At 57.9% G+C, this 22,094-nt stretch carries 17 protein-coding genes; 15 read left to right on the top strand and 2 right to left on the bottom strand.

Features of this window, described 5'->3' with window-relative positions; translation table 11 throughout:
* Position 1 precedes the first annotated feature (1 nt).
* Positions 2-1,795, bottom strand: a complete 1,794-nt coding sequence (locus ACPF9B_RS12225; protein WP_424177679.1) for a putative bifunctional diguanylate cyclase/phosphodiesterase — start codon at positions 1,793-1,795, stop codon at positions 2-4.
* A gap of 344 nt (positions 1,796-2,139) precedes the next feature.
* Here ACPF9B_RS12225 and rplJ point away from each other — a divergent pair, with 344 nt between their 5' ends.
* From rplJ to tuf, 9 genes are all read left to right on the top strand, one after another.
* Positions 2,140-2,652: a 50S ribosomal protein L10 gene (gene rplJ, locus ACPF9B_RS12220; RefSeq protein WP_040482979.1), complete on the top strand. Its 513-nt coding sequence runs from the start codon at positions 2,140-2,142 to the stop codon at positions 2,650-2,652.
* Positions 2,653-2,720: 68 nt separating this feature from the next.
* Positions 2,721-3,092, top strand: a complete 372-nt coding sequence (gene rplL / locus ACPF9B_RS12215) for a 50S ribosomal protein L7/L12 (protein WP_007206595.1) — start codon at positions 2,721-2,723, stop codon at positions 3,090-3,092.
* A 258-nt stretch (positions 3,093-3,350) separates the two neighbouring features.
* A complete protein-coding gene (rpoB, locus tag ACPF9B_RS12210) occupies positions 3,351-7,490 on the top strand; it encodes a DNA-directed RNA polymerase subunit beta (RefSeq protein ID WP_424177676.1) in 4,140 nt (1,379 codons plus the stop codon).
* Between the two features lie 100 nt (positions 7,491-7,590).
* Positions 7,591-11,829, top strand: coding sequence for a DNA-directed RNA polymerase subunit beta' (gene rpoC, locus ACPF9B_RS12205; RefSeq protein ID WP_007206597.1), 4,239 nt, complete (start codon positions 7,591-7,593; stop codon positions 11,827-11,829).
* Positions 11,830-11,961: 132 nt separating this feature from the next.
* Positions 11,962-12,855 carry a DMT family transporter gene (locus ACPF9B_RS12200; protein WP_424177674.1) on the top strand — a complete coding sequence of 298 codons (894 nt, stop codon included), beginning with the start codon at positions 11,962-11,964 and terminating at the stop codon, positions 12,853-12,855.
* 355 nt (positions 12,856-13,210) lie between these two features.
* Positions 13,211-13,582 carry a 30S ribosomal protein S12 gene (gene rpsL, locus ACPF9B_RS12195; RefSeq protein WP_007206600.1) on the top strand — a complete coding sequence of 124 codons (372 nt, stop codon included), beginning with the start codon at positions 13,211-13,213 and terminating at the stop codon, positions 13,580-13,582.
* 12 nt (positions 13,583-13,594) lie between these two features.
* Positions 13,595-14,065 (top strand): 30S ribosomal protein S7, encoded by a 471-nt coding sequence (rpsG, locus tag ACPF9B_RS12190; protein WP_007206601.1) that lies wholly within the window; start codon positions 13,595-13,597, stop codon positions 14,063-14,065.
* Positions 14,066-14,080: 15 nt separating this feature from the next.
* The gene (gene fusA / locus ACPF9B_RS12185; RefSeq protein WP_007206602.1) at positions 14,081-16,204 is read left to right on the top strand and encodes an elongation factor G; all 2,124 of its coding nucleotides are present in this window, start codon (positions 14,081-14,083) and stop codon (positions 16,202-16,204) included.
* Positions 16,205-16,293: 89 nt separating this feature from the next.
* Positions 16,294-17,469, top strand: coding sequence for an elongation factor Tu (gene tuf, locus ACPF9B_RS12180; protein WP_007206586.1), 1,176 nt, complete (start codon positions 16,294-16,296; stop codon positions 17,467-17,469).
* A gap of 81 nt (positions 17,470-17,550) precedes the next feature.
* Here the strand turns inward: tuf and ACPF9B_RS12175 are convergent, their stop codons facing one another.
* Complete coding sequence (locus ACPF9B_RS12175) at positions 17,551-18,291, bottom strand: YoaK family protein (protein ID WP_424177670.1); 741 nt, start codon at positions 18,289-18,291, stop codon at positions 17,551-17,553.
* A 272-nt stretch (positions 18,292-18,563) separates the two neighbouring features.
* Here ACPF9B_RS12175 and rpsJ point away from each other — a divergent pair, with 272 nt between their 5' ends.
* The 6 genes from rpsJ to rpsS all read left to right on the top strand — a co-directional run bounded on the left by rpsJ (position 18,564) and on the right by rpsS (position 22,094).
* The gene (gene rpsJ / locus ACPF9B_RS12170) at positions 18,564-18,875 is read left to right on the top strand and encodes a 30S ribosomal protein S10 (RefSeq protein ID WP_007206605.1); all 312 of its coding nucleotides are present in this window, start codon (positions 18,564-18,566) and stop codon (positions 18,873-18,875) included.
* 12 nt (positions 18,876-18,887) lie between these two features.
* Positions 18,888-19,742, top strand: coding sequence for a 50S ribosomal protein L3 (rplC, locus tag ACPF9B_RS12165; RefSeq protein ID WP_040482980.1), 855 nt, complete (start codon positions 18,888-18,890; stop codon positions 19,740-19,742).
* Positions 19,732-20,352, top strand: a complete 621-nt coding sequence (rplD, locus tag ACPF9B_RS12160; RefSeq protein WP_213395670.1) for a 50S ribosomal protein L4 — start codon at positions 19,732-19,734, stop codon at positions 20,350-20,352. The genes rplC and rplD overlap by 11 nt, the downstream gene beginning before the upstream one ends.
* Positions 20,349-20,645 (top strand): 50S ribosomal protein L23, encoded by a 297-nt coding sequence (locus tag ACPF9B_RS12155; protein WP_087205945.1) that lies wholly within the window; start codon positions 20,349-20,351, stop codon positions 20,643-20,645. The genes rplD and ACPF9B_RS12155 overlap by 4 nt, the downstream gene beginning before the upstream one ends.
* A 325-nt stretch (positions 20,646-20,970) precedes the next feature.
* Positions 20,971-21,813, top strand: coding sequence for a 50S ribosomal protein L2 (gene rplB, locus ACPF9B_RS12150; RefSeq protein ID WP_007206608.1), 843 nt, complete (start codon positions 20,971-20,973; stop codon positions 21,811-21,813).
* Positions 21,814-21,815: 2 nt separating this feature from the next.
* Complete coding sequence (gene rpsS, locus ACPF9B_RS12145) at positions 21,816-22,094, top strand: 30S ribosomal protein S19 (protein WP_007206609.1); 279 nt, start codon at positions 21,816-21,818, stop codon at positions 22,092-22,094.

Here is a 22,094-nt window from a genome sequence, read left to right as displayed (position 1 = left end):
TTTACGAACAAAACGGCAGGCCAGCACGGCCTGCCGTTTTTGTTTTTGTTGCCATCTTTTGGCGCGACAGGAATGCGATGAAAGCTGCTTGCTGTAGCGGTGGGGAAAGTACGTTACCCTGATAATAGGCACAGCCGATGCGACGAACGGCGGCGATGTCCTTGGCTGATTCGACGCCTTCGGCGGTTGCGGCAATGCCCAAGGCGCGGGTCATTTCAAGGATCGCTGCGATCACCTTGGATTTATGCGGATCGCGCAGCGCCGCGCGGATCATCCGACATTCAATCTTGAGCCGGTCCGGCTGCACCTTCAGCAAGCCGACGATCGACGCCCGTCCGCTACCAAAATCATCCGAATGTATTTCGACCCCCATGTTGCGCAGCTGCTGCAGATTTTCCTTGATCTGAGGGACTTCGCGCCTGTCATCAAGATAGATCGTTTCCAGCAATTCGATCGACAGCCCGCATCTGCGGTCTGTCCAGGTGTTGGCCACGTCCTCGGGCAGGCGCGGGTCCATCAGGCGCGGCCCGCTGATGTTTACCGATATCGATGGCAGATGAAGCCCGCACGCGCGAAATTTGTCGACCGCCGCCAGGGAAATGCGCAGCACCTGTCTGTCGATGTCTTCGATCATGCCCATTTCGGCGGCGATATCCAGAAAGTCCGCCGGTTTCAGCAACCCGCATTCGGGGTGATGCCAGCGCACCAGCGCCTCTGCGCCAACGATCTCGCCAGTCTCGATATCGGCCTGCGGTTGGAAATAGGCGGTAAACTCGCCGCGTTCGAGCGCGCCGGGAATTGTGGCTGCGATCTGGCGCTTGATCTGCATCTGTTTGGTGATCTGCGGCGTGATCTGGCAGACCTGATTGCGCCCATTGCGTTTCGCCTCATAGAGCGCGACATCCGCATGGGCGATCACCCTCGCGGCGGTATCCTGCCCCGCAACGCCGGTTGCGATCCCGATGCTGATGCCGATGGTGACCTGCCGTTGTGCCAGATCTATGGGGCGTGTCAGGGCCTTGACGATCGCGGTCCCTGTCTGATGGGCAAGATTGGCCGAGATGCCCTGCGTGAGAAGCACCATGAATTCGTCGCCGCCGACCCGATAGGTCTGCCCCCGGTTGCCCACCGCCTGCGAAATCCGTTGCGCGGCGGTCACCAGCACGGCATCGCCGCTTTGGTGTCCCAACGTGTCATTCACCCATTTGAACCTGTCCAGATCAAGGTGCAACAAGGCTACCCGTCCGTCTGCCGCGCCAAGACAATGTTCCAGCGCCCTTTCGAAAGCGCGCCGGTTCGGCAGCTCTGTCAGCGGGTCGTGATAGGCCGCCTGTTCCAGCGCCTGCCGCGCCTCGTCAAGTTCGCGGTTTCTGATCGCCAGCGCGGCATTGCTTTGTTCCAGCTGCATCATCGCTACCTTTTCACGGGTGACATCATGCCCTGTGCCGCGATAGCCGGTGAATGCGCCGGCCTGATCGAACTGCGGCTCGCCTGAGATGCGCAGCCACATCACCGACCCGTCCGCTGGCCGGATGATGCGATATTCAAAATTACGAAATGCGCGATGCGCCTGCAGGTCGGCCAGATGCGCCTGCCATGCCGCGCCAGAGGGTTCTGCCGCGAAGATATCACGTTCGCGCCCCAAGACGTCTGCCCTGCTGATCTTTGTGACCTGTTCCATCCGGTTCGAAAAATAGATGAACCGATTCTGATGGTCGGTTTCCCAGAACCAGTCAGAGGCGATTCCTGCAAAATCTTCGAGGTTGCGGAAATTGGGTTGGTTCTGCGATGTCATGCGCCTTGTCTTACTGGCCATTTCTTGAACAAAGGTTTACCTCGCACGGGCGCCGACAGCGCCGTTGGGCGCAAATCGGCCCTTGGCAAAGCGCCGTGCAGGCGATAACCAACAATCAGGCCCGAAAGATTGATTCGTTCGGGCCTTTATTCGTCCGAGACGGTGGGTTGGTCGCAAGACCGTTAATTCCTGCCTGAGACGGGATAGACCAGAATTTTTCGAGGCTCTCCTCGGTTCAACTTGGCTCGCCCCGTTTACGTGGACACCGACTGTCGGGTGGTCCGCCGCCCGGCAAAAACGAGAGCCGGTGCCAGACTATTTGGTACCTTAATTGGAGTGAAACTGTGGATAGAGCACAAAAAGAACAATTGGTCGATGAACTCGGCCAGATCTTTGAAAGCTCTGGCGTTGTAGTGGTCGCCCACTACGAAGGCATGACAGTTGCTGAAATGCAGGACCTGCGGGCGCGTATGCGCGATGCTGGTGGGGCCGTACGCGTTGCCAAGAACAAGCTCGCCAAGATCGCCCTTGAAGGTAAGCCATGCGAAAGCATCGCTACTTACCTGATGGGCATGACCGTGATCGCCTATTCCGAAGATCCTGTCGCTGCGGCGAAAGTGATCGATGCCTATGCCAAGACGAACGAGAAATTGGTCGTTCTGGGCGGGGCAATGGGTGACACGGCACTAGATCCAGCCGGTGTGAAAGCCGTTGCCGGGATGCCAAGCCGCGAGGAGCTTATTGCTTCTATCGTTGGTTGCATCGCAGCACCTGCCGCAAACATCGCCGGGGCCATTGGCGCGCCTGCTTCGAACATCGCGAGCATTCTTTCGACCATCGAAGAGAAAGCTGCGTGAAGCATCTGAATTGACTTGGGGCTGTCGCCTCACGTTGGAACACACTTAAATCGAACGGAAAGCATAAAATGGCTGATCTGAAAAAACTCGCTGAAGAAATCGTTGGTCTGACCCTTCTTCAGGCACAAGAACTGAAAACCATCCTCAAGGATGAATACGGCATCGAGCCCGCTGCTGGCGGCGCTGTGATGATGGCCGGTCCTGCTGCAACAGCAGAAGCCGCCGAAGAAAAGACCGAATTCGACGTCGTCCTGAAAGACGCCGGCGCACAGAAGATCAACGTGATCAAAGAAGTGCGCGGCATCACCGGTCTGGGCCTGAAAGAAGCCAAAGATCTGGTCGAAGCTGGCGGCAAGGTCAAAGAAGGCGCTTCCAAAGCCGAAGCCGACGAAATCAAAGCCAAGCTGGAAGCAGCTGGCGCGACCGTCGAACTGGCGTAAGGCGGGGTTTACCCCGCCCTTCGGTGATTTTCGATCATCGTGGGCGTATGAACGCGGCTGGACCTGCATTTGCGGGTCCAGCCAAACCTGTCTTAGCGGTCGGCCATGCGTGGCCCACCCCTTGGGCTAGGTTGAAAAGTCGGGAGGCAGCCGGTGGGACGGCAGCCACGAATAGACTTGAAACCCCCGGTCAAATGGATGTGGCGGCGCAGCCCGGGCGCCGCACGTTCGAGAGACAAACAAAAGGTGATATCGCACATGGCTTCCTCCTTCCTTGGTCAGAAACGCCTGCGCAAGTATTACGGCAAAATCCGTGAAGTGCTTGAAATGCCGAACCTCATCGAGGTTCAGAAATCTTCCTATGATCTGTTCCTGCGTTCCGGCGACAGTGCAACACCGCTTGACGGCGAAGGCATCAAGGGTGTGTTCCAGTCGGTTTTCCCGATCAAGGACTTCAACGAGACCGCTGTGCTGGAGTTCGTGAAATACGAGCTGGAAAAGCCAAAGTACGACGTCGAAGAATGTATGCAGCGCGACATGACATATGCCGCACCGCTGAAGGTGACGCTGCGCCTGATCGTGTTCGAAGTGGATGAGGACACAGGTTCCAAATCTGTCAAGGACATCAAGGAACAAGACGTGTTCATGGGTGACATGCCCCTGATGACGCCGAATGGCACCTTTGTCGTGAACGGCACCGAACGTGTGATCGTGTCCCAGATGCACCGTTCGCCCGGCGTGTTTTTTGACCATGACAAGGGCAAGACCCATTCGTCGGGTAAATTGCTGTTTGCTTGCCGGATCATTCCTTACCGCGGCAGCTGGCTCGACTTTGAATTCGATGCCAAGGACCTTGTGTTCTGCCGGATTGACCGCCGTCGCAAATTGCCTGTGACCACCCTGCTTTATGCGCTGGGTCTGGACCAGGAAGGCATCATGAATGCCTATTACAACACCGTCGATTACACGCTGGACCCAAAAACCAACGCCTGGACGACCAAGTTCTTCCCTGAACGGGTCCGCGGTACCCGTCCGACCTATGATCTGGTCGATGCCGATACCGGTGAGATCATTGCAAAGGCCGGCGAAAAAGTGACGCCACGGTCTGTCAAAAAGATGATCGACGAAGGCAAGGTCAAGAACCTGCTGGTCCCCTACGAGCATATCGTTGGCAAATACGTTGCCCGTGACATCATCAACGAGCAAACCGGCGCGATCCATGTCGAAGCTGGTGATGAACTGACGCTGGAAATCGACAAGACGGGCGCTGTCACAGGCGGCACGTTGCGGGATTTGATCGACGCGGGTATCACCTCGATCCCCGTCCTCGACATCGACAACATCTCTGTGGGTGGCTACATCCGCAGCACGATGGCGGCGGACAAGAACATGAACCGCGAAACCGCGCTCATGGATATCTACCGCGTGATGCGTCCTGGTGAACCACCGACCGTCGATTCCGCATCGGCGCTGTTCGACACGCTGTTCTTTGACGGCGAACGCTATGACCTGTCGGCTGTGGGCCGCGTCAAGATGAACATGCGTCTGGACCTGGATGCCGATGACACGATCCGCACATTGCGCCGTGAAGACATCGTCTCGTGCATCAAGGCGCTGACCGAATTGCGCGACGGCAAGGGCGACATCGACGACATCGACCACCTTGGCAACCGCCGCGTGCGGTCGGTGGGCGAATTGATGGAAAACCAGTATCGCGTCGGCCTGCTGCGCATGGAACGCGCGATCAAGGAACGCATGTCATCTGTCGAAATCGACACGGTGATGCCGCAGGATCTGATCAACGCAAAACCTGCGGCTGCGGCTGTGCGCGAATTCTTTGGCTCCAGCCAGTTGTCGCAGTTCATGGACCAGACGAACCCGCTGTCCGAAGTGACGCACAAGCGCCGCCTGTCGGCCCTTGGGCCCGGCGGTCTGACCCGCGAACGTGCCGGTTTCGAAGTGCGCGACGTTCACCCGACCCATTATGGCCGGATGTGTCCGATTGAAACGCCCGAAGGTCCAAACATCGGTCTGATCAACTCGCTGGCCACATTCGCCCGCGTGAACAAGTACGGTTTCATCGAAACACCGTACCGCAAGGTCGTGGACGGCAAGGTGACGGATGATGTGCAATACATGTCCGCGACCGAAGAAATGCGCCACACCGTGGCACAGGCCAACGCGTCGATGAACCCTGACGGATCGTTCAAGAATGATCTGGTCTCGACCCGTGTGAACGGCGATTACACGCTGGCCCCGCGTGAAAACGTGGACCTGATCGATGTGTCGCCAAAGCAGCTGGTTTCGGTTGCGGCATCGTTGATCCCGTTCCTTGAAAACGACGACGCCAACCGCGCGCTGATGGGCTCGAACATGCAGCGGCAGGCCGTGCCTTTGCTGCAGGCCGAGGCACCATTGGTCGGCACTGGCATCGAAGAAGTCGTGGCGCGCGATAGCGGCGCTGCGATTATGGCGAAACGTGCCGGCGTCATCGACCAGGTCGATGCGCAGCGGATCGTGATCCGCGCGACATCCGATCTGGAATTGGGTGATGCGGGCGTCGATATCTACCGCATGCGCAAGTTCCAGCGGTCCAACCAGAACACCTGTATCAACCAGCGTCCGCTGGTGAAGGTGGGCGATCTGGTCCAGAAAGGGCAGGTCATCGCCGATGGTCCATCGACCGATCTGGGTGAACTGGCGCTGGGTAAAAACGTGGTCGTCGCGTTTATGCCATGGAATGGCTATAACTACGAAGACTCGATCCTGATTTCGGAACGCATCGTGCGCGACGACGTCTTCACCTCGATCCATATCGAGGAATTCGAAGTCGCCGCCCGTGACACCAAGCTCGGGCCAGAGGAAATCACCCGCGACATCCCCAACGTCGGCGAGGAAGCTTTGCGCAACCTTGACGAAGCGGGCATCGTGTATATCGGGGCCGAGGTTGGGCCTGCGGATATTCTGGTCGGCAAGATCACCCCAAAAGGCGAAAGCCCGATGACGCCAGAAGAAAAGCTGCTGCGCGCCATCTTTGGTGAAAAGGCATCCGACGTGCGTGACACATCTTTGCGCCTGCCACCCGGTGACTTTGGCACCGTGGTCGAGGTGCGCGTGTTCAACCGTCACGGCGTGGAAAAAGACGAACGCGCGCTCCAGATCGAGCGTGAAGAAGTCGAACGCCTGTCGCGCGACCGCGATGACGAACGTGCGATCCTTGACCGCAACATCTATGCGCGTCTGTGGGATATCATCGGTGGCAAGACAGCAGCCAAAGGGCCAAAAGGCTTCAAGGCCGGCGCTGTTGTGACCGAGGAAAGTGTCTCCGACCTGAGCCGTGGCCAGTGGTGGCAATTGGCGATGGACGACGAGGATGACGCGAAAATCGTCGAGGCGTTGAACCAGCAATACGAAATCCAGAAACGGGCCATGGATGCACGGTTCGAGGACAAGGTTGAAAAGGTCCGTCGCGGCGACGATCTGCCTCCGGGCGTGATGAAGATGGTCAAAGTGTTCGTCGCGGTAAAGCGCAAGCTGCAACCGGGCGACAAGATGGCTGGTCGTCACGGCAACAAGGGCGTGATTTCCAAGGTTGTTCCCATGGAAGACATGCCGTTCCTCGCAGACGGGACACCGGTGGATTTCTGTTTGAACCCCTTGGGCGTGCCATCGCGCATGAACGTCGGTCAGATCCTTGAAACCCACATGGGTTGGGCTGCGCGCGGTCTGGGTATCCAGATTGACGAAGCCTTGGGTGAATACCGCCGGTCTGGCGATCTGACACCCGTGCGCGAAGCGATGAAAATCGCCTATGGTGATGATGTCTACGAAGAAGGCATCGTCGGTATGGACGAGGCTGATCTGGTCGAAGCAGCGGGTCATGTCACACGCGGTGTGCCGATCGCGACCCCCGTGTTCGACGGCGCGAAAGAGGCTGACGTGAACGATGCGCTGCGGCGTGCCGGTTTCGACACCTCGGGTCAGTCGATCCTGTTCGACGGTCGCACCGGTGAACAATTCAGCCGCAAGGTGACGGTGGGTGTCAAATACCTGCTGAAACTGCATCACTTGGTTGACGACAAGATCCACGCACGTTCCACCGGGCCTTACAGCCTTGTCACGCAGCAGCCTCTGGGTGGTAAAGCCCAGTTCGGCGGTCAGCGTTTCGGGGAAATGGAAGTCTGGGCCTTGGAAGCTTATGGCGCGGCCTACACGCTGCAGGAAATGCTGACGGTCAAGTCGGATGACGTGGCAGGGCGGACGAAAGTCTATGAAAGCATCGTCAAAGGCGAAGACAACTTCGAGGCTGGCGTGCCTGAGTCCTTCAACGTGCTCGTGAAAGAAGTCCGGGGTCTCGGCCTCAACATGGAACTCCTGGATGCGGAGGATGAGGAATAGGGCGCATCAGTCGGGCGAGCCCCGACCACAAACGCCCGTAGGGCGGGGTTGACCCCGCGTTACCCCTCGCACTTGCGCACCCCAATTCAAGGAATTGAAGATGAACCAGGAACTGACAAACAACCCGTTCAACCCGGTTGCCCCGGCAAAGACGTTTGACGAAATCAAGGTGTCTCTGGCATCGCCCGAGCGGATCCTGTCGTGGTCTTTCGGCGAGATCAAGAAGCCCGAAACCATCAACTACCGTACGTTCAAGCCTGAGCGGGACGGTCTGTTCTGTGCGCGTATCTTTGGCCCGATCAAGGATTACGAATGCCTGTGCGGCAAATACAAGCGCATGAAATACCGCGGCGTTGTCTGCGAAAAATGCGGCGTGGAAGTGACCCTGCAAAAGGTCCGCCGCGAACGGATGGGCCATATCGAACTGGCCGCACCTGTCGCGCATATCTGGTTCCTGAAATCGCTGCCAAGCCGCATCGGCCTGATGCTGGACATGACATTGCGCGATCTGGAACGCATTTTGTATTTCGAAAACTATGTCGTGATCGAACCCGGCCTGACCGACCTGACCTATGGCCAGTTGATGACCGAGGAGGAATTCAACGACGCACAAGACCTGTACGGCATGGACGCGTTCCAAGCCAATATCGGCGCCGAAGCGATCCGCGAAATGCTGGCCCAGATTGATCTGGAATCCGAAGCTGAGCAGCTGCGCGCCGATCTGAAAGTGGCGACAGGCGAGTTGAAGCCCAAGAAGATCATCAAGCGTCTGAAGATCGTCGAGAATTTCCTGGAATCTGGCAACCGCCCGGAATGGATGGTCCTGACCGTGATCCCCGTGATCCCGCCGGAACTGCGCCCTCTGGTCCCGCTGGATGGTGGCCGTTTTGCGACATCCGACCTCAACGATCTCTATCGCCGCGTGATCAACCGTAACAACCGTCTGAAGCGGCTGATCGAATTGCGCGCGCCTGACATCATCGTGCGCAACGAAAAGCGCATGTTGCAGGAATCGGTCGATGCATTGTTCGACAACGGCCGTCGGGGCCGGGTGATTACGGGTGCCAACAAGCGTCCGCTGAAATCCTTGTCCGATATGCTCAAGGGTAAGCAGGGCCGTTTCCGCCAGAACCTTTTGGGCAAGCGGGTCGACTTTTCGGGTCGTTCGGTCATCGTGACCGGTCCGGAACTGAAACTGCACCAATGCGGGTTGCCCAAGAAAATGGCGCTCGAATTGTTCAAACCGTTCATCTATTCGCGGCTGGAGGCCAAGGGCCTGTCCAGCACCGTGAAACAGGCCAAGAAACTGGTCGAAAAAGAACGGCCAGAAGTCTGGGATATCCTCGATGAGGTGATCCGCGAACACCCCGTCATGCTGAACCGTGCGCCGACCTTGCACCGTTTGGGCATTCAGGCGTTCGAACCTGTCCTGATCGAAGGCAAGGCGATCCAGCTGCATCCGCTGGTCTGTACCGCGTTCAACGCCGACTTTGACGGTGACCAGATGGCTGTTCACGTCCCGCTGAGCCTTGAGGCGCAGCTGGAAGCCCGCGTGCTGATGATGTCCACGAACAACGTGCTGTCGCCTGCCAACGGCGCGCCGATTATCGTGCCATCGCAGGATATGATCCTTGGCCTGTACTACACGACCATCATGCGCGAAGGCATGAAGGGCGAAGGCATGTCGTTCAGCAACATCGACGAAGTCGAACATGCGCTGGCCGCAGGCGAGGTGCATCTGCACGCCAAGATCACGGCGCGGATGATCCAGATCGACGGCGAAGGCAACGAAGTGCTGGAACGGTTCGAGACGACACCCGGCCGTCTGCGTCTGGGCGTGCTGTTGCCGCTGAACGCCAAGGCGCCTTTCGCGCTGGTCAACCGTTTGCTGCGCAAGAAAGAAGTCCAGCAGATCATTGATACCGTCTACCGCTATTGCGGCCAGAAGGAATCGGTCATCTTCTGTGATCAGATCATGACCATGGGCTTCCGCGAGGCGTTCAAGGCGGGCATTTCGTTCGGTAAGGACGATATGGTCGTGCCAGACACCAAATGGGCGCTGGTTGATGAAACCCGCGATCAGGTCAAGGATTTCGAACAGCAATATATGGACGGCCTGATCACCCAGGGTGAAAAGTACAACAAGGTCGTCGATGCCTGGTCGAAAGCCAACGACAAGGTCACCGAAGCGATGATGACCACCATTTCCACCGCCGGCCGCGATGCCGACGGATCGGAAAGCGAGCCGAACTCGGTCTATATGATGGCCCATTCCGGTGCGCGTGGCTCGGTCACACAGATGAAGCAGCTGGGCGGGATGCGCGGCCTGATGGCCAAGCCGAACGGCGAGATCATCGAGACGCCGATCATCTCGAACTTCAAGGAAGGTCTGACCGTTCTTGAATACTTCAACTCGACCCACGGCGCCCGTAAGGGTCTGTCGGATACGGCGCTCAAGACAGCGAACTCTGGCTATCTGACACGGCGTCTGGTCGATGTCGCGCAGGATTGCATCGTCCGTCAGGTCGATTGCGGCACAGATCGTGCGATCACGGCCGAAGCTGCGGTCAATGATGGTGAGGTTGTGTCGTCGCTGGCCGAACGTGTGCTTGGCCGTGTCTCTGCCGATGACGTTATTCGTCCCGGCACCGACGAGGTGATCGTGCATGCAGGCGAGCTGATCGACGAACGCAAAGCCGACATGATCGACGCCGCAGCCATCGGCAAGATGCGCATCCGCAGCCCGCTGACTTGCGAGGCCGAAGATGGCGTTTGTGCGATGTGCTATGGCCGTGATCTGGCGCGCGGTACCCGCGTGAACATCGGTGAAGCGGTCGGCATCATCGCTGCTCAATCCATCGGTGAACCCGGCACACAGCTGACGATGCGGACATTTCACATCGGCGGCGTGGCACAGGGTGGGCAGCAGTCCTTCCTCGAAGCATCGCAGCCCGGCAAGGTCACCTTCCGCAATGCCATGTTGCTGGAAAACGCCACTGGCGAAAACGTCGTCATGGGCCGGAACATGGTCATCGCGATTGTTGGCCCCGAGGGCGAGGATCGTGCGACCCACAAGGTCGGCTATGGCTCCAAGGTGCTGGTCAAAGAAGGCCAGGACATCCTGCGCGGCGACAAGATCTTTGAATGGGACCCCTATACCCTGCCGATCATCGCCGAAAAGTCGGGAACGGCGAAATATGTCGATCTGATCAACGGGATCGCCATGCGTGAAGACACTGATGATGCGACGGGCATGACACAGCGTATCGTGTCCGACTGGCGCGCTGCCCCCAAGGGCAACGAGCTGGCCCCCAAGATCATCGTGATCGGCGCGGATGGTGAAGTTGTTCTGAAAGACGATGGCAACCCTGTGTCCTATGGCATGTCGGTTGACGCGGTTCTGTCCGTCGAAGACGGCCAAGAAGTGAAAGCCGGTGACGTGATCGCGCGTATCCCGCGTGAAGGTGCCAAGACCAAGGACATCACCGGTGGTCTGCCGCGTGTGGCCGAATTGTTCGAAGCCCGTCGCCCCAAGGATCACGCGATCATCGCCGAAATCGACGGCTATGTGCGCTTTGGCAAGGACTACAAGAACAAGCGCCGCATCGCGATCGAGAGCGCGGAAGACCCTGACGTCAAGGTCGAATACATGGTGCCTAAGGGCAAGCACATTCCCGTCGTGGAAGGTGATTTTGTCCAAAAGGGTGATTACATCATGGATGGCAACCCAGCCCCGCACGATATTCTTGCGGTCATGGGGGTCGAGGCACTGGCTGTCTATATGATCGACGAAGTGCAGGACGTGTATCGTTTGCAGGGCGTTAAGATCAACGACAAGCACATCGAAGTCATCGTGCGCCAGATGCTCCAGAAATGGGAAATCCAGGACAGTGGTGACACGGTTCTTCTGAAAGGCGAAACTGTCGATAAGGCTGAATTCGACGAAGCCAATGCCAAAGCGATCAAGCGCGGCGACCGTCCGGCAACAGGCGAGCCGATCCTTTTGGGGATCACCAAGGCATCGTTGCAGACACGCTCGTTCATCTCGGCGGCATCGTTCCAGGAAACCACGCGCGTGCTGACCGAAGCATCGGTGCAGGGCAAGCGGGACAAGCTGATCGGCCTGAAGGAAAACGTGATTGTTGGTCGCCTGATCCCCGCAGGGACAGGTGGGGCAACCCAGCAGATGCGCAAGATCGCAGCGGACCGCGACAATGTCGTGATCGAAGCGCGCCGCGAAGAAGCCGCGCAGGCGGCGGCGCTGGTTGCGCCCGTGCGCAGCGAAGAAACCGATGTCTTTGGTGCGCGCACCGAAGCACCGGAAGACAACGACGCGTAATCAATTGAAATAATTTAAAAAAAGGCCCTCGGTTTCGGGGGCCTTTTTTGTTTGCAAAAGAATATTGGTGACGTCTTCGCAATCTCGCTGGCAGTGGTGATGCCGCACTGATACCTGCATGTCATGGCGGTGATGTCTGACAATATCCGAGGGGCGCTGTTGATGGTGGGGGGCATGTGTGCCTTTACCGTCAATGATGCGTTCATGAAATCCTTGTCCGGCGATATCCCGCTGTTTCAGGCCGTCCTGCTGCGCGGGATCTTTGCGATCATCTGCCTGACCATCATGTGCCGGGTGATGGACCAGCTGCATTTCAACCTGCCACGGCGCGACTGGGGGTTGATCATGTTGCGCACCCTGGGCGAGGTTGGCGGCACATATTTCTTTCTGACGGCCCTGTTTCATATGCCCATCGCCAATGTTAGCGCGATTTTGCAGGCGTTGCCGCTGGCGGTCAGCCTTGCCGCGACGTTGTTTCTGGGCGAGGCACTGGGCTGGCGCAGGTTTGCGGCCATCGCCATCGGCTTTGTCGGGGTGGTGCTGATCATCCAGCCCGGTGGTACGGATTTCAGCAGCTACAGCATCTATGCGCTGATCGCGGTCGCCTGCATCACGCTGCGCGATCTGGCGGTGCGGCGCATGTCGGTGCAGGTGCCTGTCGTCTTCGTGGCGCTGATCGCGGCCATTGGGGTGACGGCATTGGGGGCAATCGGGTCATTGTTCATCACATGGCAGCCGATGTCCGCCACCTCGGCCATGCAGATCGGCAGCGCCACGATCTGCCTGATCTTCGGCTACATCTTTTCGGTCAGCGCAATGCGGTCGGGCGAGATCAGCTTTGTCGCGCCTTTCCGCTATACCAGCCTGCTGGTCGCGCTGATCCTCGGGATGGCGGTGTTCGATGAATGGCCCAATGTCCTGACGGTCCTTGGTGCGTCAATCGTGGTTGCCACCGGCCTGTTCACGCTGTGGCGTGAAAGACGGCTACGGATACGGCACAATCTGTCACCGGATCGCATCCGCTAGAATCGCTGTGCGATAGGCTGTGCTGCGGGCGTTGGGTGGGGCAGGGCGACCGCGCCATTCCCTCTTGTTTATTGGCCATTGGTGCGTTCATCGGCAGGGTCCGGCCCTGTTGACAGCCCAAGCGCAACGGCCTATACGCCGCTCATCCGGGCGGGGTTTTTCCTATTTGTCCCGATATCACAACTGTCGTGGCCAAGAACCGGGCGATTATTGCCTTGTTCCTCTGGATACTGACCGCACCGAACCTCCGGTAAGGGTTCGACGCGGAATTTTTGTGCTTTTCAGACATGAAAAGCATGTTTTGAAACCCGCGTTTGCCGGACGCATACAAGTGAATAGATGGGAACATCACACGATGCCAACGATTCAGCAGCTGATCCGCAAGCCGCGCCAGCCAAAAATTGTCAAATCCAAATCCCAGCATTTGGAATCCTGCCCTCAGAAACGCGGCGTCTGCACGCGCGTTTACACCACCACACCAAAGAAACCGAACTCGGCTATGCGGAAAGTCGCCAAAGTGCGTCTGACCAACGGCTTTGAGGTGATCTCTTACATCCCCGGTGAAAGCCACAACCTTCAGGAACACTCTGTCGTCCTGATCCGTGGCGGCCGTGTAAAAGACCTTCCCGGTGTGCGTTATCACGTCCTGCGCGGTGTTCTGGATACCCAAGGCGTCAAGAACCGCAAACAGCGCCGTTCCAAATATGGCGCGAAGCGTCCGAAGTAAGGGAAAGATCACATGTCACGTCGTCACGCCGCTGAGAAGCGCCAAGTTCTGCCAGACGCCAAGTTTGGTGATACCGTTCTGACCAAGTTCATGAACAACCTGATGGTTGACGGCAAAAAAGCCGTTGCCGAACGCATCGTCTATAACGCGTTTGATCGCGTTGAAGGCAAGCTGAAGAAATCGCCCGTGGAAGTGTTTCACGAGTGTCTGGACAACATCAAACCATCCGTCGAAGTGCGTTCGCGCCGCGTCGGTGGTGCGACTTACCAGGTACCCGTCGAAGTCCGCCCCGAGCGCCGCGAAGCGCTGGCGATCCGCTGGCTGATCGCTGCTGCGAAAAAGCGCAATGAAAACACCATGGAAGAACGGCTTGCTGGCGAATTGCTTGACGCTGTCCAGGGTCGCGGCACTGCCGTGAAAAAGCGCGAAGACACCCATAAGATGGCTGACGCGAACAAAGCGTTCAGCCATTACCGCTGGTAATAGGGACGATCTGACATGGCACGCGACTACCCACTCAACCGTTACCGCAACTTCGGTATCATGGCGCATATCGATGCGGGTAAAACAACCTGCACCGAACGGATTCTGTATTACACCGGCAAATCCCACAACATCGGCGAAGTGCATGATGGCGCGGCGACGATGGACTGGATGGAGCAGGAACAGGAACGTGGCATCACGATCACGTCCGCTGCGACCACCACCTTCTGGCAGCGTCAAGAAGATCCGTCCGCTGACGGCATTTCTGACGAAAAGGTCCGGATGAACATCATCGACACCCCCGGCCACGTTGACTTCACGATTGAAGTTGAACGTTCGCTGGCCGTGCTTGATGGCGCGATCTGCTTGCTGGACGCCAACGCAGGTGTTGAACCGCAGACCGAAACCGTCTGGCGTCAGGCCGACCGTTACAAGGTGCCGCGGATCGTGTTCGTCAACAAGATGGACAAGATTGGCGCTGACTTCTTCAACTGCGTCAAGATGATTGCTGACCGCACCGGCGCGGTGCCTGCACCTATCCAGCTGCCCATCGGTGCCGAGACCGAGCTTGAAGGCATCATCGACCTCGTGACGATGGAAGAATGGGTTTATCAGGGCGAAGATCTGGGCGCGTCCTGGGTCCGTCAACCGATCCGTGCCAGCCTGAACGACATGGCGCTGGAATGGCGCGGCAAGCTGATCGAGCTGGCCGTCGACATGGATGATGACGCGATGGAAGCTTACCTCGAAGGGCAAGAGCCTGACGTGGACACGCTGCGCGTCTTGATCCGCAAAGGCACTTTGGCGATGAAATTCGTTCCTGTTCTGGCTGGCTCTGCCTTCAAGAACAAAGGCGTGCAGCCATTGCTGAACGCTGTGATCGACTATCTGCCAAGCCCGATGGACGTTGTCGATTACATGGGCTTCAAACCCGGTGACGAAACCGAAACACGGTCCATCCCGCGTCGCGCGGATGACAACATGCCGTTTTCGGGTCTTGCGTTCAAGATCATGAACGACCCGTTTGTGGGTTCCTTGACCTTTACCCGGATCTATTCGGGCAAGCTGGCCAAGGGCGATGCGATGCTGAATTCCACCAAAGGTGGCAAGGAACGCGTCGGTCGTATGATGATGATGCACGCCATCAACCGCGAAGAAATCGACGAAGCCTGGGCCGGTGACATCATCGCGCTGGGTGGTCTGAAGAACACGACAACCGGCGACACGCTTTGTGATCCGTCCGACCCTGTTGTGCTGGAAACGATGACCTTCCCAGAACCAGTGATCGAAATCGCGGTCGAGCCGAAAACCAAAGCCGACCAAGAGAAAATGGGCATCGCACTGGCACGTCTTGCTGCCGAGGACCCATCCTTCCGCGTGGAAACTGACTTTGAATCCGGTCAGACCATCATGAAGGGCATGGGCGAATTGCACCTCGACATTCTGGTCGACCGCATGCGCCGTGAATTCAAGGTCGAGGCCAACATCGGTGCGCCACAAGTGGCATATCGTGAAACCATCGGTCACGAAGTCGAACACACCTATACCCACAAGAAACAATCGGGTGGGTCGGGTCAGTTCGGTGAAGTGAAGCTGTTGATCCAGCCCACAGCACCAGGCGAAGGCTATTCGTTTGAATCCCGCGTTGTCGGTGGTTCGGTGCCAAAGGAATACGTCCCCGGCGTCGAAAAAGGGATCAAATCGGTCATGGACTCCGGTCCATTGGCAGGTTTCCCCGTGATCGACTTCAAAGTGGCGCTGCTGGAAGGCAAGTATCACGATGTGGACTCCTCGGTCCTTGCGTTCGAGATCGCAGCACGGATGTGTATGCGTGAAGGCATGCGCAAGGCTGGTGCGAAACTGCTTGAGCCGATCATGAAAGTCGAAGTCGTGACACCCGAGGAATATACCGGCGGGATCATCGGCGACCTGACATCGCGTCGGGGCATGGTGCAGGGCCAAGACAGCCGCGGCAATGCCAACGTGATCGAAGCTTTCGTGCCTCTGGCCAACATGTTCGGCTACATAAACACCTTGCGGTCAATGTCGTCTGGTCGTGCCAATTTCACGATGATCTTTGATCATTATGAGCCGGTGCCGCAGAACATCAGCGACGAGATCCAGAAGAAATACGCTTAACGGTGCGGCGGGGATAACCCCGCCCTACCACCCCCCATAGGGCGGGGTTATCCCCGTCGCCCAAACACAAAAATTCAAGGAGCCACACCATGGCAAAGGCAAAGTTCGAACGCACCAAACCGCACGTGAACATCGGCACGATCGGTCACGTTGACCACGGCAAGACGACGCTGACGGCGGCGATCACCAAGTATTTCGGCGATTTCAAGGCCTACGACCAGATCGACGGCGCGCCCGAAGAAAAGGCCCGCGGGATCACGATTTCGACCGCGCACGTGGAATACGAATCCGAAGCGCGCCATTATGCGCACGTCGATTGCCCCGGCCACGCCGACTATGTGAAGAACATGATCACCGGTGCCGCCCAGATGGACGGCGCGATCCTTGTTGTGAACGCTGCTGACGGCCCGATGCCGCAGACCCGCGAGCACATCCTGCTGGGCCGTCAGGTCGGCATTCCGTACATGGTCGTGTACATGAACAAGGTCGACCAGGTGGATGACGCCGAACTGCTGGAACTGGTCGAGATGGAAATCCGCGAGCTTCTGTCCAAATACGACTATCCCGGCGATGATATCCCCGTCATCCCCGGCTCTGCGCTGCATGCGATGAACGGCACCCAGCCTGAAATCGGTGAAAGCTCGATCCGTGCGCTGATCGCGGCTGTCGACGAATACATCCCGACACCGGCACGCGCGGTCGACCTGCCGTTCCTGATGCCGATCGAAGACGTGTTCTCGATCTCTGGCCGTGGCACGGTTGTGACCGGTCGTGTGGAACGCGGTGTGGTGAACGTGGGCGACGAGATTGAAATCGTCGGTATCCGCGACACCAAGAAGACCATCTGTACCGGTGTGGAAATGTTCCGCAAACTGCTGGACAGCGGCCAGGCTGGCGACAACATCGGTGCGCTGCTGCGCGGTGTGGATCGTGAAGGTGTTGAGCGTGGGCAGATTCTGTGCAAGCCCGGTTCGGTCAAGCCGCACACCAAGTTTGAAGCCGAAGCCTATATTCTGACCAAGGAAGAGGGCGGTCGTCACACACCGTTCTTCGCGAACTACCGCCCACAATTCTACTTCCGCACGACGGATGTGACTGGGACTGTTGTTCTGCCAGAAGGCACTGAAATGGTGATGCCCGGCGACAACCTGAAGTTCGAAGTTGAACTGATCGCGCCGATCGCGATGGAAGAAGGCCTGCGTTTCGCGATCCGCGAAGGCGGCCGGACTGTCGGCGCCGGCGTTGTGTCGAAGATCCTGCTGTAAAAAGCACAGGCAAAGTAAGGTGGGTCTTGACCCACCCTACGCCAAACAAAGGCCGCCCCGAAAAGGGCGGCCTTTTGCGTTTCACCGCAGCTTGTGGCCTTTTACATCATCCAAGACGGGCGTTATCGCAGCCGCAACCAGCGCCGCGGCAAGCGGTATTGTTGCCGCATAGCCGAACGTCTGGAACCCGATTGCGCCAGCCAAGCCACCGACGAAAAACGACACCAACAAGGTGCCGAGCATCACACCACGTTTCGGGCGCGGTACAAAATCTTTATTCCGTGCGAGATTGCAAAACAGCCACCGGCCCAGATCAATCCCCAGATCGGTCGCGATGCCAGTGACATGCGTGGTCCGAATGACAGCGCCAGAGATTTTGGTGATGACCGCATTCTGTAACCCCATGACAAAGCACAAAAGCAAAATCGTGATAGAGACGACACCGCCCTGCATGGTGCCGTGTTGTGCGCCCAGAATACCGAAGGCCATCAGCAGCGATGCTTCGACCAGCAGCGGGATCGCATATTCGCTTTGCAGCTGACGGCTGCGGGCGTAATTCACGAGGATTGCGGTGCAGGCGGCACCCCCGATGAAGGTCGCCAGACAGGCCAGCCCGAACAGCGCAAACCGGTACTGGCCCAAAGCAATCAGATCGGCCATTTCGGACACGATCCCCGTCATATGCGATGTATATTGTTGCACAGCGAGAAACCCGCCCGCGTTGATGGCACCGGCCACAAATGCAAGCAGATAGCCCAGCCCCCGATTGCCCGATTCGGTCCGCGATGCCCCGGTCAGATGCCGTGACAGATTGCTTGCCATGGTGGTGCCTTTCATGCTGCATTCGGCCATCAAAACTGGCCGGATGCGGGGAAATAGCAACACCAATAGGGTTGAAACACAAGGCCGCGTGGATCGGGCGGATTTGTGCAATCAGCCCTTGCCAGCTTGGGTGCAACCCCCTATACGGCCCCAATCCGACAAGGGTGCGCCATGCGTGCCCTTTTTATGTTGGTGCAAAAGACGCGATGAGGGTTCTGGATGAGCCATGATCCTCCTCTCCGATCTAGACCCTATTCAAAAAGGGTGATGAAATGGCAGGTAGCCAAACCATCCGTATCCGCCTTAAGGCGTTTGATTTCCGCGTGCTTGATGCAAGCACCGCAGAAATCGTCAGCACAGCCAAGCGCACTGGCGCATCTGTGCGCGGTCCGATTCCTTTGCCGAACAAGATTGAAAAATTCACTGTTCTGCGCGGACCGCATATCGACAAGAAATCCCGCGATCAGTTCGAGATCCGTACGCACAAGCGCCTTCTCGACATCGTTGACCCGACACCGCAGACCGTGGACGCGCTGATGAAGCTCGACCTGGCCGCTGGCGTCGACGTCCAGATTTCCGTGTAAGGAGGGTTATCAATGCTCCGTACAGGACTTATCGCAAAGAAACTGGGCATGACCCGTTTGTTCATGGAAGACGGTCGGCAAGTGCCGGTCACCGTTCTGGCCTTGGAAAACCTGCAGGTCGTTGCACAGCGTACTGTTGAAAAGGACGGCTATGTCGCTGTCCAGCTGGGTGCCGGTGCTGCCAAAGCAAAGCGCACAAGCCAGGCCATGCGCGGCCATTTTGCCGCCGCAAAGGTCGAACCAAAGCGTAAGGTCGCCGAATTCCGCGTCGCCCCCGAGAATATGATCAACGTTGGTGAAACCATCACCGCGAACCATTATTTCGAAGGTCAATATGTGGACGTGTCCGGCACATCGATCGGTAAAGGTTTTGCCGGTGCGATGAAGCGGCACAACTTTGGCGGTCTGCGTGCATCGCACGGTGTGTCCGTCAGCCACCGTTCGCACGGTTCCACTGGCCAGTGTCAGGATCCGGGCAAGGTGTTCAAAGGCAAGAAAATGGCCGGCCACATGGGTTCTGCCCGCGTGACCACCCAGAACTTGCAAGTTGTGCGTACCGATGCCGACCGTGGTTTGATCATGGTCAAAGGCGCAGTTCCCGGATCGCGTGGCGGTTGGGTGACGTTGAAGGATGCGGTCAAGAAACCGACCCCTGAAAACGTGATCTATCCTGCTGGCTTGAAATCCATGGATGAAGAAGCCGCGCGTTTGGCCGAAGAAGCCGCCGCAGCCGCAGCAGCCGCTGAAGCTGCCGCAGCAAAGGCCGCTGCCGAAGCAGAACAAGCCGCGCTCGAAGCTGCTGAAGCCGCCGCAAACGAAGCCCCGGCTGATGCCGATACGACAGAGGGTGATAAAAATGAAGGCTGATGCAATCAATCTGGAAGGCGCAAAGGCGGGTTCCGTCGAGTTGAACGACGCGATCTTTGGTCTGGAGCCACGCAAGGACATCCTGCACCGCGTCGTCCGCTGGCAGCGCAACAAGGCCATGGCAGGCACACACGACGTGCTTGGCCGGTCGGAAGTGTCCTATTCCACCAAGAAGATCTATCGCCAAAAAGGCACCGGTGGCGCACGTCACGGGTCCAAAGGCGCGCCGATCTTCCGTCACGGTGGTACCTACAAGGGCCCAACCCCACGCAGCCACGCGCATGAGCTGACCAAAAAGTTCCGTGCGCTGGGTCTCAAGCATGCTCTGTCCGCGAAAGTCGCGGCGGGCGAGCTGGTGATCGTGGACAGCATCGATGTCAAAGACGCGAAAACATCCGTGCTGGCCAAAATGGTCGGTTCCTTGGGTTGGAAGCGCGCGCTGATCATCGACGGTGCCGAAGTGAACGAAAACTTCCTCCGCGCAGCCGCCAACATCGAAACCATTAACGTTCTCCCATCCATGGGTGCCAACGTTTACGACATCCTGAAGTCGGACACGCTTGTCCTGACCAAAGCAGGCGTCGCAGCACTGGAGGCTCGTTTGTCATGAGCGTGAAAGCCGAACATTACGACGTGATCCGCAAGCCGATCATCACCGAGAAAGCGACGATGGCGTCCGAAGCCAACGCCGTCGTTTTCGAAGTCGCGATCGACGCCAACAAACCCCAGATCAAACAGGCCGTAGAGGCGTTGTTTGGTGTGAAGGTCAAGGCCGTGAACACGACGATCACCAAAGGCAAGGTCAAGCGTTTCCGCGGTGCCCTGGGTACCCGCAAGGACGTGAAAAAGGCCTACGTGACCCTGGAAGCAGGCAACACGATCGATATCTCCACCGGGCTGTAAGGCTTAGGTGAGGTTGAAGAAAGAAAGCCCTCGCGGGAACGCGGGGGCTTTTTTTGTTGGGTGCGCATTCTGCGCACCGATGGGGAAGGTTGGTGCGCAGAATGCGCACCCTACCTCTTGCCACCCCCCGACCTCCCCGCTATACGCCAGCAATCACGGCCTCGGATTCGTTCCGGGGCCTTGTGTCTTATGCGCAGGCCAGGGTTTACCCCGGCAAACGTAGGTCGGGGTTCACCCCGACAATCCTTCACTTGGGGACCTTCGGGGCCCTGTAAACCATAGTCCCGGACCTGTCCGGGACGCCAAGCAAACGGAAGAAGCTAACATGGCATTAAAGTCGTACAAACCGACGACGCCAGGCCAGCGCGGGCTGGTGCTGATCGACCGTTCGGAGCTTTGGAAAGGTCGCCCTGTCAAGGCCCTCACAGAGGGTCTGACGAAATCGGGCGGACGGAACAACACCGGACGGATCACAATGCGTCGCATTGGTGGGGGCGCAAAGCGTCTTTACCGCATCGTCGATTTCAAGCGCAACAAGCTGGATATGCAGGCTGTTGTCGCACGTATCGAATACGATCCCAACCGGACAGCATTCATTGCGCTGATCCAGTACGAAGACGGCACCCAGACCTATATTCTGGCGCCGCAGCGTCTGGCGATCGGTGACAAGGTCATCGCCTCGGCCAAGGCTGACATCAAGCCGGGCAACGCGATGCCTTTCTCGGGCATGCCCATCGGGACAATCGTCCACAACATCGAACTCAAGGCAGGTAAAGGCGGCCAGATCGCCCGTGCAGCCGGCACCTATGCCCAGTTCGTTGGCCGCGATGGCGGCTATGCGCAGATCCGCCTGTCTTCGGGCGAATTGCGTCTGGTCCGTCAGGAATGCATGGCCACTGTGGGCGCTGTATCGAACCCCGACAACAGCAACCAGAACATCGGTAAGGCCGGTCGTAACCGTCACAAGGGCATCCGCCCATCTGTGCGCGGTGTCGCGATGAACCCGATCGACCACCCCCATGGTGGTGGTGAAGGCCGCACGTCCGGTGGTCGGACGCCTGTGACCCCATGGGGTAAGGATACCAAAGGTACCCGTACCCGTAACAAGAACAAAGCATCGCAGCGCCTTATCGTGCGTTCGCGTCATGCCAAGAAGAAGGGTCGGTAATAATGGCTCGTTCCGTCTGGAAAGGCCCGTTCGTCGACGCCTATGTCTTGAAAAAGGCAGAAGCGACGCGCGAAAGCGGCCGCAACGAAGTGATCAAAATCTGGTCGCGTCGTTCTACTATCCTGCCTCAGTTCGTTGGCCTGACCTTCGCGGTCTACAACGGCAAGAAGCACATTCCTGTCAACGTCACGGAAGACATGATCGGTCAGAAGTTTGGTGAATATTCGCCAACACGGACCTATTATGGTCACGCCGCCGACAAAAAAGCGAAGCGGAAATAA

It is taken from the genome of Yoonia sp. TsM2_T14_4 (genome assembly GCF_049602355.1).
Taxonomy (GTDB): Bacteria; Pseudomonadota; Alphaproteobacteria; order Rhodobacterales; family Rhodobacteraceae; genus Yoonia; species Yoonia vestfoldensis_A.
This window is presented reverse-complemented; position numbering and strand designations above follow the sequence as displayed.